The 18,638-nt window shown below is 62.3% G+C and carries 16 protein-coding genes and 2 pseudogenes; 6 read left to right on the top strand and 12 right to left on the bottom strand.

Annotated features, from left to right (window positions below):
* Window positions 1-413: 413 nt before the first annotated feature.
* The 5 genes from VLI63_RS15010 to VLI63_RS14990 all read right to left on the bottom strand — a co-directional run bounded on the left by VLI63_RS15010 (window position 414) and on the right by VLI63_RS14990 (window position 5,795).
* A complete protein-coding gene (locus VLI63_RS15010; RefSeq protein ID WP_409157661.1) occupies window positions 414-1,733 on the bottom strand; it encodes a hypothetical protein in 1,320 nt (439 codons plus the stop codon).
* Between the two features lie 223 nt (window positions 1,734-1,956).
* Window positions 1,957-2,844, bottom strand: coding sequence for an SGNH/GDSL hydrolase family protein (locus tag VLI63_RS15005; RefSeq protein WP_409157660.1), 888 nt, complete (start codon window positions 2,842-2,844; stop codon window positions 1,957-1,959).
* The gene (locus VLI63_RS15000) at window positions 2,841-3,635 is read right to left on the bottom strand and encodes an ATP-binding cassette domain-containing protein (RefSeq protein WP_409157659.1); all 795 of its coding nucleotides are present in this window, start codon (window positions 3,633-3,635) and stop codon (window positions 2,841-2,843) included. Before VLI63_RS15000 ends, VLI63_RS15005 begins: the two co-directional genes overlap by 4 nt.
* On the bottom strand, window positions 3,632-4,702 hold the full coding sequence (locus tag VLI63_RS14995; protein WP_409157658.1) for an ABC transporter permease: 1,071 nt from the start codon (window positions 4,700-4,702) through the stop codon (window positions 3,632-3,634). Before VLI63_RS14995 ends, VLI63_RS15000 begins: the two co-directional genes overlap by 4 nt.
* Window positions 4,703-4,778: 76 nt before the next feature.
* Window positions 4,779-5,795, bottom strand: coding sequence for a substrate-binding domain-containing protein (locus VLI63_RS14990; RefSeq protein ID WP_409157657.1), 1,017 nt, complete (start codon window positions 5,793-5,795; stop codon window positions 4,779-4,781).
* Window positions 5,796-6,026: 231 nt separating this feature from the next.
* On the opposite strand from VLI63_RS14990, the gene VLI63_RS14985 reads away from it, so the two are divergent.
* A complete protein-coding gene (locus VLI63_RS14985; protein WP_409157656.1) occupies window positions 6,027-7,079 on the top strand; it encodes a LacI family DNA-binding transcriptional regulator in 1,053 nt (350 codons plus the stop codon).
* Window positions 7,080-7,300: 221 nt separating this feature from the next.
* On the opposite strand, the pseudogene VLI63_RS14980 reads toward VLI63_RS14985, so the two are convergent.
* From VLI63_RS14980 to VLI63_RS14965, 4 genes and pseudogenes are all read right to left on the bottom strand, one after another.
* Window positions 7,301-7,459: pseudogene (locus tag VLI63_RS14980) on the bottom strand (transposase); the annotation flags it as partial.
* 58 nt (window positions 7,460-7,517) lie between these two features.
* A complete protein-coding gene (locus tag VLI63_RS14975) occupies window positions 7,518-8,786 on the bottom strand; it encodes a sugar ABC transporter permease (protein ID WP_409157655.1) in 1,269 nt (422 codons plus the stop codon).
* Window positions 8,786-9,535, bottom strand: a pseudogene (locus tag VLI63_RS14970) (ATP-binding cassette domain-containing protein); the annotation flags it as partial. The gene VLI63_RS14975 and the pseudogene VLI63_RS14970, both read right to left, overlap by 1 nt.
* Window positions 9,536-9,700: 165 nt before the next feature.
* Window positions 9,701-10,777, bottom strand: a complete 1,077-nt coding sequence (locus VLI63_RS14965; RefSeq protein WP_409157654.1) for a substrate-binding domain-containing protein — start codon at window positions 10,775-10,777, stop codon at window positions 9,701-9,703.
* A gap of 247 nt (window positions 10,778-11,024) precedes the next feature.
* Here VLI63_RS14965 and VLI63_RS14960 point away from each other — a divergent pair, with 247 nt between their 5' ends.
* The 5 genes from VLI63_RS14960 (at window position 11,025) to VLI63_RS14940 (ending at window position 16,548) form a co-directional block, all read left to right on the top strand.
* Complete coding sequence (locus VLI63_RS14960) at window positions 11,025-11,780, top strand: DeoR/GlpR family DNA-binding transcription regulator (RefSeq protein ID WP_409157670.1); 756 nt, start codon at window positions 11,025-11,027, stop codon at window positions 11,778-11,780.
* A 129-nt stretch (window positions 11,781-11,909) separates the two neighbouring features.
* Window positions 11,910-12,974: an NAD(P)-dependent oxidoreductase gene (locus VLI63_RS14955; protein WP_409157653.1), complete on the top strand. Its 1,065-nt coding sequence runs from the start codon at window positions 11,910-11,912 to the stop codon at window positions 12,972-12,974.
* Window positions 12,971-14,425, top strand: a complete 1,455-nt coding sequence (locus tag VLI63_RS14950) for an FGGY family carbohydrate kinase (protein WP_409157652.1) — start codon at window positions 12,971-12,973, stop codon at window positions 14,423-14,425. Before VLI63_RS14955 ends, VLI63_RS14950 begins: the two co-directional genes overlap by 4 nt.
* Window positions 14,426-14,449: 24 nt before the next feature.
* Window positions 14,450-15,946, top strand: coding sequence for an FGGY-family carbohydrate kinase (locus VLI63_RS14945; protein ID WP_409157651.1), 1,497 nt, complete (start codon window positions 14,450-14,452; stop codon window positions 15,944-15,946).
* On the top strand, window positions 15,943-16,548 hold the full coding sequence (locus VLI63_RS14940) for a histidine phosphatase family protein (protein WP_409157650.1): 606 nt from the start codon (window positions 15,943-15,945) through the stop codon (window positions 16,546-16,548). The genes VLI63_RS14945 and VLI63_RS14940 overlap by 4 nt, the downstream gene beginning before the upstream one ends.
* Window positions 16,549-16,627: 79 nt before the next feature.
* Here the strand turns inward: VLI63_RS14940 and VLI63_RS14935 are convergent, their stop codons facing one another.
* The 3 genes from VLI63_RS14935 to VLI63_RS14925 form a co-directional block, all read right to left on the bottom strand.
* Window positions 16,628-16,750: a hypothetical protein gene (locus VLI63_RS14935; protein ID WP_409157649.1), complete on the bottom strand. Its 123-nt coding sequence runs from the start codon at window positions 16,748-16,750 to the stop codon at window positions 16,628-16,630.
* 453 nt (window positions 16,751-17,203) lie between these two features.
* Window positions 17,204-17,641, bottom strand: a complete 438-nt coding sequence (locus tag VLI63_RS14930; RefSeq protein ID WP_409157648.1) for a MerR family transcriptional regulator — start codon at window positions 17,639-17,641, stop codon at window positions 17,204-17,206.
* Window positions 17,629-18,498, bottom strand: coding sequence for an SDR family oxidoreductase (locus VLI63_RS14925; protein WP_409157647.1), 870 nt, complete (start codon window positions 18,496-18,498; stop codon window positions 17,629-17,631). The genes VLI63_RS14930 and VLI63_RS14925 overlap by 13 nt, the downstream gene beginning before the upstream one ends.
* Window positions 18,499-18,638 lie beyond the last annotated feature (140 nt).

Genomic DNA, 18,638 nt, shown 5'->3' with positions numbered 1-18,638 from the left:
TGCCGCCCGGAGATCCCACAACCGGGCCGTCACCTCCGGAACCAGCCGCGCTGAGAACCGTGCCACCGAATCCGTCATAACCATCCTCCAAAACTGCCAGATGGTGCGCTGACCGGTTGAACCTCCCGTGTTATTTATTCCGTTTCGTGAGCTGACCCCTGGTAGATCGTCTCGTGCGACACCTGTATCTCCGGCCGGTCAGGGAAAGATCGGGCGAGGTCGTCGCTGAGCTGTTCAGGACTCCAATTCTTCACCAGCCGCTCTTCGACCGCAGCCGCAAGTACCGGATCATCAAGCCGCCACAATTTCGGTCGACGAGCCCTCACATCACAACGCTTCTGCGCCGCGTAAGCACGCTCAAGACGGTTAGGCGGGGCGCCGACCGTGATCGGCAGCCTGTATCAGACTGCCACTCAGAAGGCGGCGTACGTCGTGCTGATCTTCGAGTTGGCCCAGAGCAGCCGCAAGAGGCACGCGCGTGCCGCGTAGTCCGCGATGGCCTCTTCTCGCCCATAGTATGTGTTTTCCCCGCTCGCATAGGTGTGCCCGTCGGTGAAGCGGGCTTGCATGTTGAGTTGTTTGGCGAGGTGGATCGGCGCCCAGTACGCGCCGCCCTGGGACGCGAAGGCGTCTAGTGTGCTTCCATTTGTCGTGACGGTCGTGCCGATCATGTCGAGGTAGGCAAAGTCCATCCGGCTTCCGAACCCCCAATCGTTCGCCATCGGATAATAGATGTCAGACGGGTCGCCGGCCACCGTTGACGTGCCCGAGTAGATCGGTCCGCCGGGGGCGTTTACGGTCGTCGGGACGTTCGGATCGGAGGCGTACTGCGCGGGTGCGGCGCCGGGTGTCCAATTCAGGTCGACCAACGCGTCGTAGACGGGCGCGAACCCTCTGATGTCGGCGGCCGGCGTCGCCTTGCCCGCGAGGCTCTGATCGAGCACGCCCTGAGCCGTTATGAGCGGATAAAGCATGTAAGCGGGGTGCACGCGGTTGTGGTTCACAACAGTCCCGTCGTCGTAGACGTTGGTGCCGTTCAGCCATTGCGCCAGCGTCTTGCCGTTGACGACAAGGTTGCGCTTGGCCGCGGACAGGTCGCTAAGTCGGGCATTGGCGCCCAGCGCCAGCTCGAGGCGCTTCTGCATCCACGAGTTGTAATTTGCATGGTTCGGCATCATCGCGGTCGCGAGCTGCAGGATATTGGCGTCCCATGCCAATTCCTCGGCCTTGCTGTCGCCGGGATACTGCACTGTGCCCGAGAGGTCGCGATAATAAGGGATGGTCCACCCGATCATCCGATTGGCCTCTGCCTCGACCATGTTACGAACCTCAGCTCGCTCTGTTGTGTTCAGATAATCCCAGAATATCCACGCCGCATTGCCGGCTTGCGAGGCCCACAGCGCCGTCTGCCAACCCGAGCCACCGCTGACGCTGCTAGGGTGCGCGGATGTCCCCCACCCACCGGCGTTCGAGAAGTGCGAGTGCGCAATGCTGTCGATGAGCTTCTTAGTCATTGCTGTCGCGGTGGCAGTCGAGACACCGGTTTGCAGGGGGTCGTAGATGCCGAGGCGGATCGACGTCGCTAGCCCCATGGCTTCTGCGGCGGGCGGGCGGATGTTGTCCTCGGCTCCCCCACCCAGGTTCAGATAGGTGCTTCCACTCTGAGCCGCGTAATTCTTGGCGGTGTTCCACCACGTCGTGAGGGCGTACTTATTTGAATTGCGAAGGATCACCCTCGCAGACACGGACATCGAGTCCGAGGGGATAATTGGAAGGGCGGAAAAATCAATGGGTACGACGTTGGGGTCCGATGCGTATGCCGGGGCCACTACGCCTGCTCCGCTGAGCACGCCCGCAAGGACTATGGCCACCAGTGCTCGACTTCGAAATGTATTATTCATGTCCTTCTTCCTCTTTTACCGTCGCTGCGTTGCGACGAAATTGCCCCGACGCGTGTCAGCGGGGTGCGGCCTCGGACCGAACTATGTGAGCCAGAGCCGTCAACGCGACCCGCGCGATTGCCATTTGTCCACGGAGGTTGGGATGCAGGCCGTCGGGCAGCATCATCGATTCCCGCTTATGGCCGGAGCTAAAGGCCCGCTCGAGCCGAGCGACTCGGCTGGGAAAGATGCGCTCCACGACGTCTGCTCTCGCCGTGACGTTTTCCTGGCACCACCCCACTCCGGCGAGCTCTGCCGACGGATCGGCTGACAGCCAACTCTCGACGATGGGCGGTGGCGCGATGAAGATACCGTGCTCGCCCGTAACAGCGAAGATCAGTCTGTCCAGCTCTGCGAAATTCTTTTCGGATTCAAGAACGGAAACTGCGCATGGCCCGAGGGTGTCGGCTCCACGTCCAGGACGGTATTGGCGCGCATCGTTTGTACCAGCGAGCACAACCACTAAGTTCGGGTGCACCTCGCGAACTGAGCTCGCGAATCTCGCGAGCAGATCACCGGTGGTATCACCTGAGCGCCCCGACGTGACGATCTCTACTTCCGGGGCCAGGGCGATCTTGAGAATCTCTGCCCAGGATTCGTGATCGGCCGTGATTGAATCCCCGAAAAGCACGACTCGTCGACCTCGCAATCCCTCGCGGGCGACATCGATATCGTCCGGATCCCCTGAGGTGAGCTGCGCAGCCGCGCGTTCTATAGCGTCGCTTGACTGAGCGATAAACGACGATAGTTCCGCCGCTGTGACGCCGAGCACCGCCGCCTGCACCGACAGATCGAGCTCCGCACCAGGAAGTCCGCACAAAAGTGCCTCGGTTCGCTGAAATCGCATGCGCGACCGCGTAATGGCGTCGTGAGGCGATCCTGCGACGACCGTCGCCTCTTTCATTCTTGGGCCGTTCTGTCGAAGAGCTCGGCTTCAAGATCGCCGCCTGCCATGAGATCCAGGATCTGGTTACGCGTGCGCTCTCCCTTCCGGAATGCGTCCGCGACGCGGCCCTGTATCAGCACCGTGAAACGGTCTCCGACAGCGATCGCGTGGGTTGCGTTGTGCGTGATGAAAATGACCGCGATTCCGGACCGCTTGGACGCCTTGATCTGCCGAAGCACGACCGAGGATTCCTTCACTCCGAGCGCCGAGGTCGGCTCATCCAGAATGAGTACCTTCGCTCCGAAATAGCTGGCACGTGCGATCGCCAACGCCTGACGCTCCCCGCCTGAAAGCGTTCCGACGAGCTGGTCCGGGTCAGTCACCCGAGTGATGCCCATCGCGTGTATCTGCTCGAGGGCGACGCGATTGGCGCGCTTCGTATCGGTGCGTCGCAACAGACCGCGCCCGACCGTGGGCTCGACGCCAAGAAAGAAATTCTTGGAGACTGACATCAGCGGGATGGCGGCCGCATCCTGGTGGACCGTTGCGATTCCCAGCGCTTGCGCTTCACGCGGCGACGATAAGACGTGGCGCTGCCCCTCGAAAGTGAGAGAACCCGAACTCAAAGAGTGAACTCCTGAGAGAAGTTTGATCAGCGTGGACTTACCAGCCCCATTGTCTCCCAGTAGGCAATGGACCTCACCCGGGAACGCCGCGAGGTCGATCGAGTCGAGAGCGACGACTCCGCTGAAGTGACGAGACGCATTCTCCAGGGTGAGTATCGGCTTGATCGGGACTTCCACGCTCATTTGTTGCTCACCTTCGACGCTCCTCCCACGGAGAGGGCGAATTTGCGGATCGAGTTGTTCCCGAGCACAGCAAGCAGTAGGAGCGCCCCGATGAAGGCGGATGTCCAGTCGGTGTCCCAACCCGTGTAGAAAAGACCGATGCTCACAATTCCGTAGATTGCTGCGCCGAGACATGCGCCGATCACCGATCCGTACCCTCCGGTGAGTAGAACCCCGCCGATAACCGCAGCCACCGGGGCTTGGAACACAAAGCCCTGGCCTGACACGGCGTTGCCCGAATTGACCTCGGCGGCCGTGATCACTCCGAGCAAAGCCGCGGCGCCTCCGCTGATCGCGAACAGCGACAGCTTGACCCGATGTGTGGGCACTCCGGCCCGGCGCGCCGCTTCAACATTGCCACCGGTTGCGAATATCCACGATCCGAACGGGGTTCGTGTAAGCACCCAAGTCGCAGCAGCGGCGATGACGAGCCACCACAGAATAGCCACGTTGAACCCCGCGAACGAGCCGCCGAGGATCGCCCCCACCGGACCGTCGACGGTGATCGAGACCGTCGTCGTTGAGGCGACGAGTCTTGAGATGCCCAGCGCCAGGCCGAGCAGGATGAAATTCGCGGCGAGGGTAACGATGAACGACGGCATCCCGGTGCGGTTGACAATGACTCCGTTGAACGCGCCAACGAGTGCCCCCATGACGATGGCAACCGCCGCTGTCAACCACGTTGGCAAGCCGAACTGGCCGGAGAGTATTGCAACCAAGATTCCCGAGGCACCGACAACCGACCCGATCGAAAGATCGAATTCACCGGCGATCATCAGCAGAGCGATCGGGATGGCGACTATGCCGAGTTCTGCCGCGGTATTTAGCCAACCAGCGAAGCCTGTTGCGCTGAGAAATCCCGCATTCGCCCCGGCGATGCCGAAAAAAACGAGCATCGCGATTGTTACAAGCAGCGCCCCGGCATCCGGCCGACCAAGTAGCGCACGGCCGAGCCTGCGGCCTGCGGGCCGTCGCTGGGACAACTGCTCGGCGGCAGGGGTTGGTCGGGGTTGGGTTGCGATAGCCATGATGGCCTTTCAGCGCGGGACCGCGAGAGGCGGCCCCGCGCACTGGGTCGTGGAATGGAAGTCGTCGTGCCGGGCGCTAGTTGGCGCCGCGAATCCCGGGGAAGTTCGACGCCACGGCGAGCACTTTCTGCACATTTTGCTTCGTGATCACATTGGGCCCGGTGTTTACGGCACCCGCAGGCTTGACGCCGTACTTGAGATACTGCGCCGCGATCTGCAGGCCGTAGTACCCCTGCAGGAATGGCTGCTGATCCACCGAGTAGAGCAGCTCACCAGACTTGATCGACTTGAGTACCGCCGCCGATAGGTCACAGGTACCGATCGAAATCTGCGGGCGACCCACCTGCTTCGCCGCCGCAATGGATGCCACTGCCGGGCCGGCGCCAAGCGAGAAGATGTCGTTGATCTGCGGGTTGGCTTTCAGCGCACCAGCCACGACCTGCTGAATCTTCGCATTGTTCTGGCCATCTTCACTCGCGATCTGAAGCACCGTGCCCGTGCCTCCAGCTTCCTTGAGCGCTCCCAGGTAACCTGCGCAGCGAGCATCCAGCGTCGGGTTGCCCTGAACGGTATTCACACACAGGCCGACCTTGGCTCCGGCCGCGGCGGCCTGCTTGCCCGCCTCCGCTCCCATCGCCTCGGGATCCTCCCCGACGAATCCGATCGCCCCCAGGCTCTCCCACGTCGTGCGGCCGGAGTTCGTCACAACAACGGGAATGCCATCCGCTACCGCCTGCTTGATCAACGGGCTGAGCGCATCGGGAAAGTAGTTGCCTATGACGATTGCGGCCGGCTTGCGACCGATCGCCGCCTGTGTCAGCTTCTTGTAGACGTTCACGATGTCGGTGAAGTCCTTGCCCGCCACATATTGGTAGTTCAGCCCGAGGTCTTTGGCCGCAGCATCCGAACCCGCCTTGGTCGCTCCGAAGAACGGGTCAGAGAGCGGACCCGAGATGTCGAGGATAAGTCCGCCCTCGGTGGCACTTTTCTTCTGCGGCGTCTCCGCGCCCGCGCAGCCGCTCAACATCAGCGCCGCAGCTGAGATCGCGGCCAGGGAGGCGATCGCGAATTTCTTGTGGGGGTATCTCTTCATTGGGTTACTCCTGGTCGGATGGTTGATCGTCGCGCCGGTGCGTCCAGTCCGCGGTCGGCCCAAGGGCCGCACCGCCGACTCAACCTCGAGGCGAAGACCGGGCTACCTAGCGGCGAACCGATGGGAGCCGCAAGGCATAAAATGGACTGTATCCGTGATTGACTGCGCAGTCAAGGAACTTGGATAGATATATGCTTGCGCAGTCAACCGTGAAGTCCAGGGAGCACCCACGTGATCGATCCGGCGCGAAAACCTACGATGACCGACGTTGCCCGCGAAGCGGGCGTTAGTCAAAAGACTGTCTCGAGGGTGTTCAATGGCGAGCCCAATGTGCGCCCACATATCCATGAGCGGGTGCTCCACACGGCTGAAGAGTTGGGATATCGGCGCAATAGTCTCGCGGCCTCCCTTACCAGTCCGACCCGCGGGCGCACGATCGGAGTTCTCATCGAAGACCTAGCGGACCCGTTCTGGGCAGCGATGATTAGTGGAGTGGAAGAGCAGACGCAAGCGCGTAACTATTCGCTCCTGATCGCCAGCTCCGCCGAGGACCCTGGTCGAGAGCAACAGAATCTCGATATGTTCCTCTCGAGACAGGTCGACGGCATCATTGTGGTGCCGAGCAGCTCCGATCACGCCTACCTGCGCGCCGACATCGCTCGGGGGACAGCAGTGATCTTTGTGGACCGGCCTGCGACAAACATCGATGTCGACACTATTTCCATCGACCACTTCGCCGGTGCCCGTGCCGCGGCGCAGCATCTGCTCGCTCATGGCCACACCAAAATCGGATATGTCGGGCACACCGATCAAGTGTTCACGGGAACGCAGAGACGTCGCGGCTTCGAATCCGCTCTTGAGGAGGCCAACATCCGATTGCCAAAGAAATATCTGGTGACCAACGTTACTGATGCCTTGTCTTCCGAATCAGCCACTCTCGATCTGCTCAAGACTCCAGATCCTCCGACCGCACTCTTCGCCGACAACAACCGTGCCGCAGCCGGCGTTGTGCGCGCGCTGAACAAGCGCGACGCTTCGCACATCGCAATGGTCGGGTTCGACGATTTCGAATTCGCCGAAATGCTCGGAATCACCGTGATCAGCCACGATGGCAGATCCCTCGGCCGCTCTGCGGCCGCTCGCTTGCTCGATCGCCTCGACGGCCAGTCGCATGAGATAGCGCACCTGACCTTGCCCACGACTCTCATTGCACGAGGCAGTGGAGAGCGCCCACCGGAGCGGACTGATGGCCTCCTTAGTGCGGGTGTGGCCGACCCTCGATAGATCAACTTTTCACTCGTTTTGACTGTTGCGGAGAATGCCTGCGCGGATTGTGATGGCAACCTCCGGGGACGCGAAGAGTATGTGAGGGGAGCCATCGATTCGAGCTCCTTAGCGAACCTGGGCTGAACTTTCCGCAGACGCGCTGAGCTCGAATCTCCGGTTTTTGGGTTTTTGCTCGCGCTACCGACCCTCGCGCGCGACTCGAGTTCTTTATGTCGCGCTCAAGCCAAGCCGAGGCTTTTGCGAGGCCCGTTGTTCAGGTCGAGAGCGACTGCTTCGAGGTCCTCGGCGGACCAACGGGAGAGGTCCGTGCCTTTCGGGAAGTACTGACGCGGTAGCCCGTTGGTGTTCTCGTTCGTCGGCCGCTGCCAAGGCGAATGCGTCCGCGTAGACAAGGTTCATGCCGTAAATTGCCTATCATTTTCGCGAATCAGCTCATTAGGCGCGGCCGTGGGAGGTGCGTGATCGCCGGGAGATCGAGTCGAGGGTGACGGCGAGAAGTAGCACGATTCCGGTGACGATGAATCGGAAGGACGAGTCGAGGTTGAGTAGGGTGAGTCCGCTTGAGATCGACTGGATCACGATGATGCCGAGCAGGGCCGCGAATGCGGTGCCTCGACCACCGAAGAGGCTGGTGCCCCCGATAACCGCGGCGGCGATGGCGTTGAGGTTGACATCCCCGGTTCCGCTGCTCTGGCTTGCCGATGCGAGCCGTGATGCCGCGAGGATGCCGCCGACCGCAGCGAAGGTGCTGCAGACCATGAAGACGGAGGTGTATACCCAGCGCACATTGATGCCGGATCGGCGGGCCGCTTCGACGTTTCCTCCGACGGCATAGACAGATCGGCCCCATTTGGTGCGGGTGAGCATGTAGTGCATCACGAGTACGAGAGCGACGAAGAAGACGAACATCCAGCCCACTCCGCGCGTGATGTTGAGGTAGTAGAAGACCAGGCCGAGTGCAACTAGGAGCGCGCCGCTCTGAGTTGCGATGAGACCGGTCGAACGCGCGGACAGGCCGGCCCGGCGGCGAGCTCGCGAAGTGTTGAAGCCAATGAGGAACAGACTGACGGCGGCGAGTAGGGCGAAGACATACGACAGCAGCGGAGGCACGAAGGCAAGCTGGGCGAAATACACAAGGGGTGAGTCGAATGGGATGTTTATGGTGCCGTTGCCCTTGAGTACGAATAGTTGGAGTCCGAGAAAGCTGAGGAGGCCGGCGAGAGTGATCACGAAGCTGGGCACGCCGAAGCGATTGAAGATCTGACCGTAGACGAAGCCGATGGCGGTGCCGACGAGCACGGCGATGACCACCGCAATGACCACATTCCAGCGCTGATTGACGAACAGGATGCCGAGGATCGCAGCCGACAGCCCACTTACCGAGCCTACGGAGAGGTCGATCTGAGCAACCAGCAGCACGCAGACGATGCCGAGCGAGATTACGCCGACTGCGGAAGACTCCATGAGGAGGTTCACCAGGTTTGCGCTCGAGAGGAATCCGGGGTTCAGGATCTGGAAGATGGTCCAGATGACGGCGAGGCCGAGCACGACGGGAAGCACTCCGAGATCGCCGCCGCGGATCTGGTCGATAGCGGCGGCGATAGCACCGCGAATGCCGGACCGGTCGCGAAGGCGCTCGTCCTGCTGGTCGGTGGGCCGATTGCTCGCCGCGGTGGTCGGTGGGCTGGTCGGAAGGGTGCTCATCAGGAGATCTCCAGGTCGGATTGGGGTGCCGAGCGCAGGTCGATCTGCGCGGTTCGGCGGGTGACGGCGTTGTCAGTGGCTCCAGTGATGGCGGCGATGATGGTTTCGGGTGACACGTCTCCCACTCGGAATTCGCCGTTGTTTCGACCGAGTCGCAACACGACCACCCGGTCAGCGACGGCTTGCACGTCGGCCATGTTGTGGCTGATCATGATCACCCCGAGGCCGTTTTCGCGAAGGCGTTCCACCAGGTTCAGGACCTCGGCGGTTTGGGCGACTCCGAGCGCCGCGGTGGGCTCGTCGAGGATGATCACCTTAGGATTTCCCACCAGTGATCGGGCGATGGCCACTGTCTGACGCTGACCACCAGAGAGCGCGGCAATAGGGATGCGCACCGAGGGGATCTTTGCGGAGAGCTGACGAAGCAACTCCCACGAGCGCACTTCCATAGCTACCTCGTCCAGGCGAGCGGCGCGGAGTTCGCGCCCCAGGAACAGGTTGTTGATCACGTTCAGGTTGTCGCAGAGGGCGAGGTCCTGGAATACGGTCGCGATACCGAGGTCGAGTGCGGCGGTCGGGTTGGGGATCGACACTTCTCGGTTTTGGAAGTGGATGGATCCGCTGTCGGGAAGGTGCACTCCCGAAAGCACCTTTACCAGCGTGGACTTTCCAGCGCCATTGTCACCCACGATCGCGACGACTTCGCCCGGGGCGACCTCGAGGCTGATATCGGTCAACGCTGCAACGGCGCCGAAATTCTTGCTGACACCGCGCAGCGACAGGATGCTGGTCAGAGTCTCTTGGTTGGTGGTGCTGGTCGGCATGGGTGCCTCGCTCGCTTCTCGCCGTTGAGTGTGGTGGATGGTCGCTGCCGTCTCGCTCTGGGAGCGAGACGGCAGCGGGGAGAGCCTGTGTTACTTGATGCCGGCGGTGGCGCAGGCGGCCGCGTAGTCGGCAGTGCACACCTCCGATGCCTTCATGATGCCGCTGTCGAAAAGGATCGCCTTGATGTTGTCGATGGTCACGACATCCGGTGTGAACAATTCGGAGGGTGTGTCGTAAAGCGTGGTCTTCGCCGCCACCTTGTCGCCCTTGGCAAGGGAGTAGGCGACCTTGGCCGCTGCATCTGCGACGATCTTGATCGGTTTGGAGATGGTGTTGTACTGGTCGCCGGCAATGATCCGCTGGGCGGCCGCGACCTCGGCGTCATTTCCGGTCACCGGCGGGACGGCGGTGACTCCGGCTGCCTTGAACGCTGCGATCGTTCCGCCGCCGGTGCCGTCGTTCGCGGCGACGACTCCGGTGATCTTGCTGCCGTACTGGGTGATCTGGCCGCTCACCCAGTCCTGGGCGTTCTGTGGCTTCCAGTCCGGGGTGTCAAACTCGGCCAATACCTTGTGGTTGCTCTTGTCGACGGCATTGTGGATGCCTTTCTTGATGAGGCCGGCTGCCGCATCGGTCGGCGAACCGTTCACGATCAGGATTTCGCCGCCGGGCGCGTCCTTGTCGAGTTTGTCCATCAGGGACTGGGCGATCTTCTGGCCGATGCCCTCGTTGTCGAAGGAGACGTAGTAGTCAGCCTGCTTGTCCGGTATCGGACGGTCGTAGGCGATGATCGGAATCTTGGCGGCATTCGCCGAGTTGACGATGCTCGCTGCACCCTTCGAGTCGACGGCGTCGATGACGATCGCGTTGACTCCCTGGGCGATGGCCGAGTTCGCCTGCTGCTGCTGCTGGTCGGCACTGGCATTGGCGTTCGAGTAGATCACCTTGCACTTCGGGCAGAGCACCTTCATCTCAGCAACGAAGAGCGGCTTGTCCTGCTGCTCATACCGCGTCGAAGCGAGGTCGGGCATGAGGAACGCTATCTTGTACGCGCCGTCTGCGGGAGCGGCGCCCGTTCCGGTCTGCTGCACACACCCACTCAGCGCGAGGGCGGCGATGCCGGCGGCCACTGCGGCCACCGTCAGCCGTGAATAGATTTTCTTCATTGAATCTCCTTGGTGATGGGGTCCGTCAGCGATGACGGCACACAGGTTATGCGACTGAATCCGGCTGTTGGCCTCTACGATTTCAGTCAACTCGGCGAGAATAACATTAAAGACGTGATTTAAGTCAATTGCAATGTTATTTTGAAGTCCGAACTGTTTTTCGGGCCAGTATCATCAGATCGGGCTCACACCGGCCCAGGATGAGGGCGAGTTGAACGACACCGGATCAAGCCGACAGTCCCGCACGGTGCGCCAGCGCCGAATCGTCGACCACCTTGCCGGGGTGCCTACGGCGACGGCGGCAGACCTGGCTGCGCTCACCGGGATGAGCCTGATGACCATTCATCGGGATATTGATGACCTGGCCCGTCGCGGCATACTGCGTAAATTTCACGGCGGGGTTTCCGGGATGCCGACGACGGTATTCGAAAGCAGCTCCGACTTCCGGCTGCAGACCCAGACCCTGGCTAAGAGCGCACTCGCGAAGGTGGCCGCGGACATGGTGGAACCAGGCATGTCGATCATGCTGGACGACTCCACAACTGTGCTTTCGCTGGCACGGCTGCTCAATGACCGCGGCCCTCTCACCGTGATCACCAACTACCGTCAGGTCATCGAGGAGTTTCGCGAGAATGATGAGATTCGGCTCATCGTCGCCGGTGGACAATATTCGCGCACCCACGACTCGTTTATCGGGATGCCGAGCATCTCGTCGGTGGACGCTTTCGCCGTCGACATCGTCTTCCAGTCCACCTCCACGATGAGCGCGCAGATGACATTCCACCAAGAGCAGGACATCGTCCTCATGAAACGCTCGATGCTCGTCTCCGGCAGCCGCCGTGTACTGATGATGGATAGCACGAAGGTCGGTCGCACCTCGCTGCACCGCTACGTGCCTGTGAGCGACTTCACCGATGTGATCCTCACCGACGACGTGGATCCGGAAATTGTGGAGCAGGTCTCGCAACTCGCTGTTGTGCATCTCGCGTCGCTGACGACGTGAAATGCGGTCATCGGCGAGCAAATACTACCGTCCGACTTGATGTAATTAACATTCAGCATGTTACTATCGGCCATCGGGTAAAGGTGCTCTGACCGGCCAACGCCCGCCTGACACCAGAAAGGCAGCCGAATGACTCGCATTCTCGCTGCGGGCGATCATTTCGTCGCACCGGAACTCTTCATCGACGCGATCCGCGCGCGAGTTGGTGAAAGCACCGATCTCGCATTCACCTCACTCACCCTCGACTGGCCGCTAGAGCCCTTCGGTCGCATCGGCACCGTGGACGAGGCCAGCGGCAGCATCCCGCGGCTCATCGAGGCGCTCGATGGCGTCGAGATCGCCGTTACTCAGATGGCCGCCTTCAGCCGAGAGGTGTTCGAAAACACACCGGATTTGCGCCTGATCAGCGTCTGCCGGGGCGGACCGGTCAATGTGGACCTCGCTGCGGCGACCGCCGCCGGTGTCATCGTCGCCTTCGCGCCAGGTCGCAATGCCGTCGCTGCCGCCGAATTCGCCATCGGACTGATGCTGGCCGCGATGCGCCGCGTGGTCACCTCTGACAGCGAGCTCAAATCGGGACAGTGGCGGGGGGACTATTACACCTATGAGAACGCCGGACTGGAGCTGGATGGGGCGACCGTCGGCCTCATCGGCTACGGAGCAATCGGAAGTATCGTCTCACGCGTTCTGCGCGCCTTCGGTGCGACTGTCTTAGCCCATGACCCCTACGCGAATGCCGCGACCGTCGCCGCAGACGGGGTCGAACTCGTCGACTTGCCGGAACTTCTCAGCCGCAGCTCAGTGGTGAGCCTGCACGCCCGCCTGACGGCCGAGACGCACCATCTGCTGAACGCGCAGAATCTCAAGTTGCTACCCCACGGCGCAGTCCTCGTCAACAGTGCACGCGGGGGTCTCCTCGACTACGCACCTCTGCCAGACATGCTGGCATCCGGCCGGCTGGGTGCGCTCGCCCTCGACGTGTATGACATCGAGCCCCCGCCACCGGAATGGCCTCTCCTGGCCGCGCCAAACGTAGTGATGACGCCGCACCTGGCCGGGGCCACCCGTCAAACGGCCCAGCGTGCCGCCACAATCGCCGCGGCCGACGTCGCCCTCTATCTGGATGGTGATCGACCGCGTGCCGTGGCAAACCCCGAGGTGTGGAGCGTGCTCGAGGGTCGGAGTGCTCGATGATCATCGGAGTGGACATCGGCACGACGATGACGAAGGCCTCAGCCATTCGTCATGATGGCTCCGTTGGTGCAACCGCGAGCATGCGATCACTCCTCGAACAGGGCGAAGGCGGAAGGGTCGAGCAGGATCTGGACAACGTGATCGCCTCCGTCGCCTCAGTGGTGCGCGAGATCGCGAAATCAGTCTCAGAAAGAATCGAGGCGGTGGCGATCACCGGCCAGGGAGATGGGCTCTGGCTTCGCGATGCGCAGGGCCGTGCTGTTCGTCCGCCGATCTCCTGGATGGATGCCCGCGCCGCCGACATCGTGGACGCCTGGAACACCGGTGGGGCCAAGAGTGTGTCCGATCGAGTCTTCCGCCTTACCGGATCGGGGTTGTTCCCTGGTTGCCATGCGGCACTGATCGCCTGGCTGGCCGCCAACGAGCCGGAGTCCCTCGAGGCGGCCGCCGTCGCGGGCTACTGCGTCGATGCGGTCATCCACTCTCTCACTGGCGTGATGACGACGGATGCATCGAACGCATCGCTGCCGTTCCTCGATGTGCGCAGACGCGAATACGTCGACGAGGCGCTCCAACTCTGCGGCATCGCAGAGTGGCGCCACCTGTTGCCCACCCCGGCGGAGTCGGGCACTATTTTCACACTCGACCCTCACGGAGCCGAATTGCTCGGTCTTCCGGTCGGCACCCCGGTGACCGGTGGACCGTACGACTTGCAGGCCTGCGGCTTCGGGTCCGGCACTACGCGCGCGGGCGAGGGAACCCTCGTGGTCGGAACGACCCTCAGCTGCCAGGTGCTCACCACCGACACGACGATCGACCCGAATTCCGAGCCCGCCGGCATGTGGCTCTGCACCACAGATCGGGAACTTTTTCTCCGGGTGATGCCCTCAATGGTGGGCACCGCGAGCATCGACTGGTTCGTAGAGCTGTTCGCCCTCGCGCCCAAGGACGTGAACGACCTCATTCTGCAGAGCCCGCCGGGAGCGAACGGCGTCGAGGTGTTGTCGTTCTTCTCTCCAGCCGGCGAGCGGGCACCGTTCATCGACCCGTCGGCTCGCGGACAATTCTCCGGCCTTCAGCTGCGCACCACACGCGCCGACCTCATGCGCGGGCTCTGCGAAGGACTCGCATACGCAGCGCGTCACTGCTTCGAAGAGATGGGTCTCGAAGGGGAGGTCACCGCATGCGGAGGTGGTCTGCAGTCCGAGGCCTGGGCAGCGATCTTTGCCGACGTGCTCGGGCGGCCGCTCCTGCTTCCGAACGACACGGCGGTCGGAGCACGCGGCGCGGCGATGATCGCGTGGGCCGGACTCGGAACCCCGGTGGACGAGGAGCTCTGGCGCTCCCAACGCCGCCGCATCGAACCCGACCCTTCGCGAACCAAGTTCTATGACGAGGGCTTCGCGCGGTACCGAGCGCAGCTCGAAAGCGCCCGCGCGCTCTGGAAATAGGTAAACAGTGAACCCGGACACAACATGCCGATAACTGCTCTCTGGGTCGGAATCGACCTCGGAACGCAGAGCACGAAGGTGTCGATCGTCGACGAAGTCGGGCTGGTGATCGGGTCGCATGCTCTGCCCCTTAGGAGTCAGCGCTCCGACGATCGACACGAACAGGACCCTCAGGAGTGGATCAGCCAGGCCGGCACAGCGCTCGCCGCTGCTCTCGCAGCGCTCCCACCAGCATCGCTCGGCCGCGTCGCGGGAGTTTCCATCTGCGCGACGTCGGGCACCATCACGACAGTGGACGCAACGGGGCGGCCGCGCTCGCCCGGCATCATGTACGACGATGCTCGGGCAGGTGAGCTCGGCCAGGAGGCGAACGCGGCGGACCCGGCGCTGTGGGGAAGACTCGGCTACCGGATCCAGCCCACCTGGGCTCTTCCTAAGGTTGTCTGGCTCGCGCGAAATGGCCTGCTGTCCGAGAACCGTTGGATCGCCCACCAGGCCGATGTTCTCGCGGCCGCCATTGTCGGGACGCGGGTCGCATCCGACTGGAGCCACTCCCTCAAGTCCGGCTATGACCTGCTCGAACTCGAGTGGCCGCTCGGCGCCCTAAATGCCCTGGGCATCGACCCGGCCCGACTGCCGCTCGTGGTCGCCCCGGGTACAGAACTCGGCCGATCCTGCACGGCATGGGCGGACGCGACCGGGCTTCCCGCAGGCACGCCCGTCGTTGCCGGAATGACCGACGGATGTGCAGCCCAGCTCGGCGCCGGGACCTTAGGACTCGGGGACTGGCATACGGTGATCGGCACGACCATGGTCCTCAAAGGGGTGACCGACCAGATCATCACCGACGAGGCAGGCGCCGTCTATTCACATCGCGCCCCCCACGATGGGAGATGGTTTCCCGGAGGAGCGTCGAGCGTCGGAGCCGGAGCGATCACGGCCGCCCTGCCCTCTATCGATCTGGCCGGGGCATCCGCCCGACTCGGCGGCAGCGCCGGCAAGATCAGGTCTCTGGCGAGGTGCTACCCGCTGGCCACTGTCGGTGAGCGTTTTCCGCTGATTCGCCCCGATGCGCACGGGTTCGTCACGGTCGACGGGGTGGACCTCAGCCTCGCTGAAGCCGCACAGCTCCTCGATCCCGATCGTCTTCTCGCATCGATCATGATCGGAATCGCCTGCGTGGAGCGCCTCAGCTTCACCATGATGGCCCGCGCGGGAGCCACCCTCGACGGCACATTGAGCAGCTCGGGGGGTGGCACGAAAAACGATTGGTGGACACAGCAGCGCGCGGACCTGCTGGCTCGACCGATTACCATCCCCCGGTCCTCCGAAGGGTCGATCGGCATGGCAATCCTCGCCGCGTGGGCAGGAACGGCCGGAGCCACGCTCCCCGAGACTGCCTCGCGAATGTCGCCCGTCGGGCGAGTCGTCGAGCCACGCTCTGCGCCGGCTTCGGAATTGAACGACCACTATGACGGGTTCATCGCAACACTCATCGCGAAGGGATGGATCACATCATGACGACTCTTTTTCTCGTTCGTCACGGCGAGACCATCTGGCACGCCGAGAACCGCTACGCGGGGAGCACGGACATTGCACTCACCACGCTCGGCGTAGCTCAGGCCGAGCAGCTGGCGCGCTGGGCCGAACTACAACCGATCGATGCGGTGTATGCCTCACCGCTGTCGCGCGCCGTGATCACCGCAACACCATCGGCGACAGCCCTCGGGGTGCCTGTCACGGTGGACTCCGAACTCCGCGAGATCGACTTCGGTCGAGGGGAAGGACTCACGTCTACTGAGATGAATGAGTTGTTTCCCGAAGCTGCCGCGCGATTCACCGCCCGTCCCGCAACATCGCCGCTACCGGGCGGTGAGCCAGGGGCGGACGGCGCCGCCCGCGCCAGGGAGGCCCTCGGGAGGATCGTCGCGGCGCACCCCGACGGATCGGTTCTCGTCGTCATGCACTCGACGCTCATGCGCCTCGTCCTGTGCCGCACCCTTGGAATCCCCCTCGACCGCTATCGCTCGGTGTTTCCTCGCGTGCTGAACGCGGGTATCACCACGGTCTCGTGGACTGCGGAGGAAGTCGCGCTTCTCGGTTTGAACGTGCCTGCCGTCTGACGTCTCGCGCTGGTGCACGCGAATCGCCTCGTTGACGACCACAGTCGAGTCGATAGATCCGCAAAATCGCCAATTCTCGTCAGGGCGTGTGAAAAGGTCGACCATGGTCGTTCCAGTTCGAGTTGATGTCGGAAAGATCGCGATGCTCGGTGTCCACCTCGATCACCCCACTGGCCGCGAAATCTAACGCCGCGTCGGCCATTTCTCTTCGACGTTCCGGCGAGTAGACGCCAGCTCCACTCCCCCAGACGTGCGAATCGCACATGCGAAGGAGGGAAGAGTCCAGAGGAACGTGATCTCCGTCGAGTGCACCAAGATTTACCCCACCCATTCGGAACAGCGGATGCGGCGCCGACCGCGCCAAGGCCGGAAGCGCGGCAATATCTGGCCACCCCGCTGAAAACGGCCACGGAGTGACCGACCCTGGCAGCCATGCATCCAGAAAACTTGCCACGGCGCACCACCACCAATAGACCCTGCAATGGGCAATCCCCGTCCTCACTGCGCTTATGACCACCTCGCCACCCATGGCGAAGAGCATCGCTCCATCGCCGGACTGCTTCGCCGCACCTTCTCGACAGACGAAGGAAGGTCAACGCCGACACCAGGCCGTCTCGTTGCTCGGCCCACTGGTGCGACGACCTGAAACGGGATCTTATTCAGGTGGCGCTGCGTTGTCTCCTGAGATAGGACGGTCGAGGGCTCGACGATAGAGGTCGATCTTGCGGGTTATCGCGTCGAGATAGCCTTGCTGTTCGGTCATTGTCGCTGCGACCGCATCACGATGTTGTTCGAGATGGCTCATTCGCAGGGAAGTGGTGTCGTCGCCGGCCCGCACGAGGTCGGCATATTCGCGGATCCTGGCGATGGGCATTCCGGTGCGACGGAGCTGATGAATAAACTTGACGGCGTTCAGCTCAGTCTGGCTGTATTCGCGCTGACCAGTACTGCTGCGGGGAACGGTGAGAAGACGCGCCGTCTCGTAATACCTCAGGGCGGAAATGCTGAGTCCGGTTTCGAGCGACACTTCCCTGATGCTGTAGGTCAGTTTCGTCGGTAACGATCCAGGGTCTGCCCCGGTCAGTTCACCCATGTCGCCGTCAACTCAGTTACCCGCGACCCGTCGAGATCGACAAGTTTCGTGCTGACGAAGTCGCGAGCCCACGCGGAGGTCTGCACACGAAACACAGGTTCGGTGATTTCCAGCGATTCGACCAACTTGTCTGCTACCTCGCCGGGCGACTGAGCGGAGCTCGGATCGAACTGCTTGAGCGTGCGATCCAGGTAAGCACTGAGTGCTGGGGCATAGGGTCCAGCGGCCGACAGCATCGCTTCCGGATCCAGGCCGGCGTTTGCCACGAATTCGCTCGCCACGGCGCCGGGCTCAACAATGCAAATGTCGACTCCGACGGTTTTTGCGACCGGATGCAGGGACTCCATGAACCCTTCGACGGCAAATTTCGCTGCACAATAGGCCTCGTTGAATGGCTGGCCGATCGCACCCCCGACACTGCTGATCGTCACCACACGCCCACGCGTTTCTCGAAGGTGAGGGAGTGCGGCTTTGGTGAGCTGGACGACGCCGAAATAGTTGACCTCCATCGCAGCGCGATACCCCTCGATATCCATTTGCTCGATCGTGCCAACCGAGGCAGCACCCGCGTTGTTGACGAGCGCGTCCAGGCGACCGTGGCTCGCGATGATCTCCTCTACCGCGGTTGAGATTGACACTGAGTCGGTGACATCCAGTTCACGAATATCGAGACTCACGCCGGCGACCGCGGCCGCGTCTTCAAGGCCCGATGACCGGGCAAGAGTCCTCATCGTGGCGACGGTGATCCATCCCGCCTTCGCCAGAGCAACTGCCGCCATCATGCCGATCCCGGATGACGTTCCCGTGACCAGCACCGTCCTTCCTTCAGCACGGGACTTCGACGAAGGATTGGCCATGATTTGCTCCTATTCGCAGCCCGAATCACGGACCAAAGTTGGATTCTTATACTGAATCCTCGACCGCGCTCGAGGTCAAGCGAAGCCACCAAAAATCCCGTTTCAGACCAACCTAACCAACCAACCATCAACCACTTCTG

Source organism: Lacisediminihabitans sp. H27-G8, assembly GCF_046156175.1.
GTDB lineage: Bacteria > Actinomycetota > Actinomycetes > Actinomycetales > Microbacteriaceae > Lacisediminihabitans.
The sequence above is the reverse complement of the archived record's forward strand: the minus strand, read 5'-3'. Positions and strand labels throughout refer to the sequence as shown.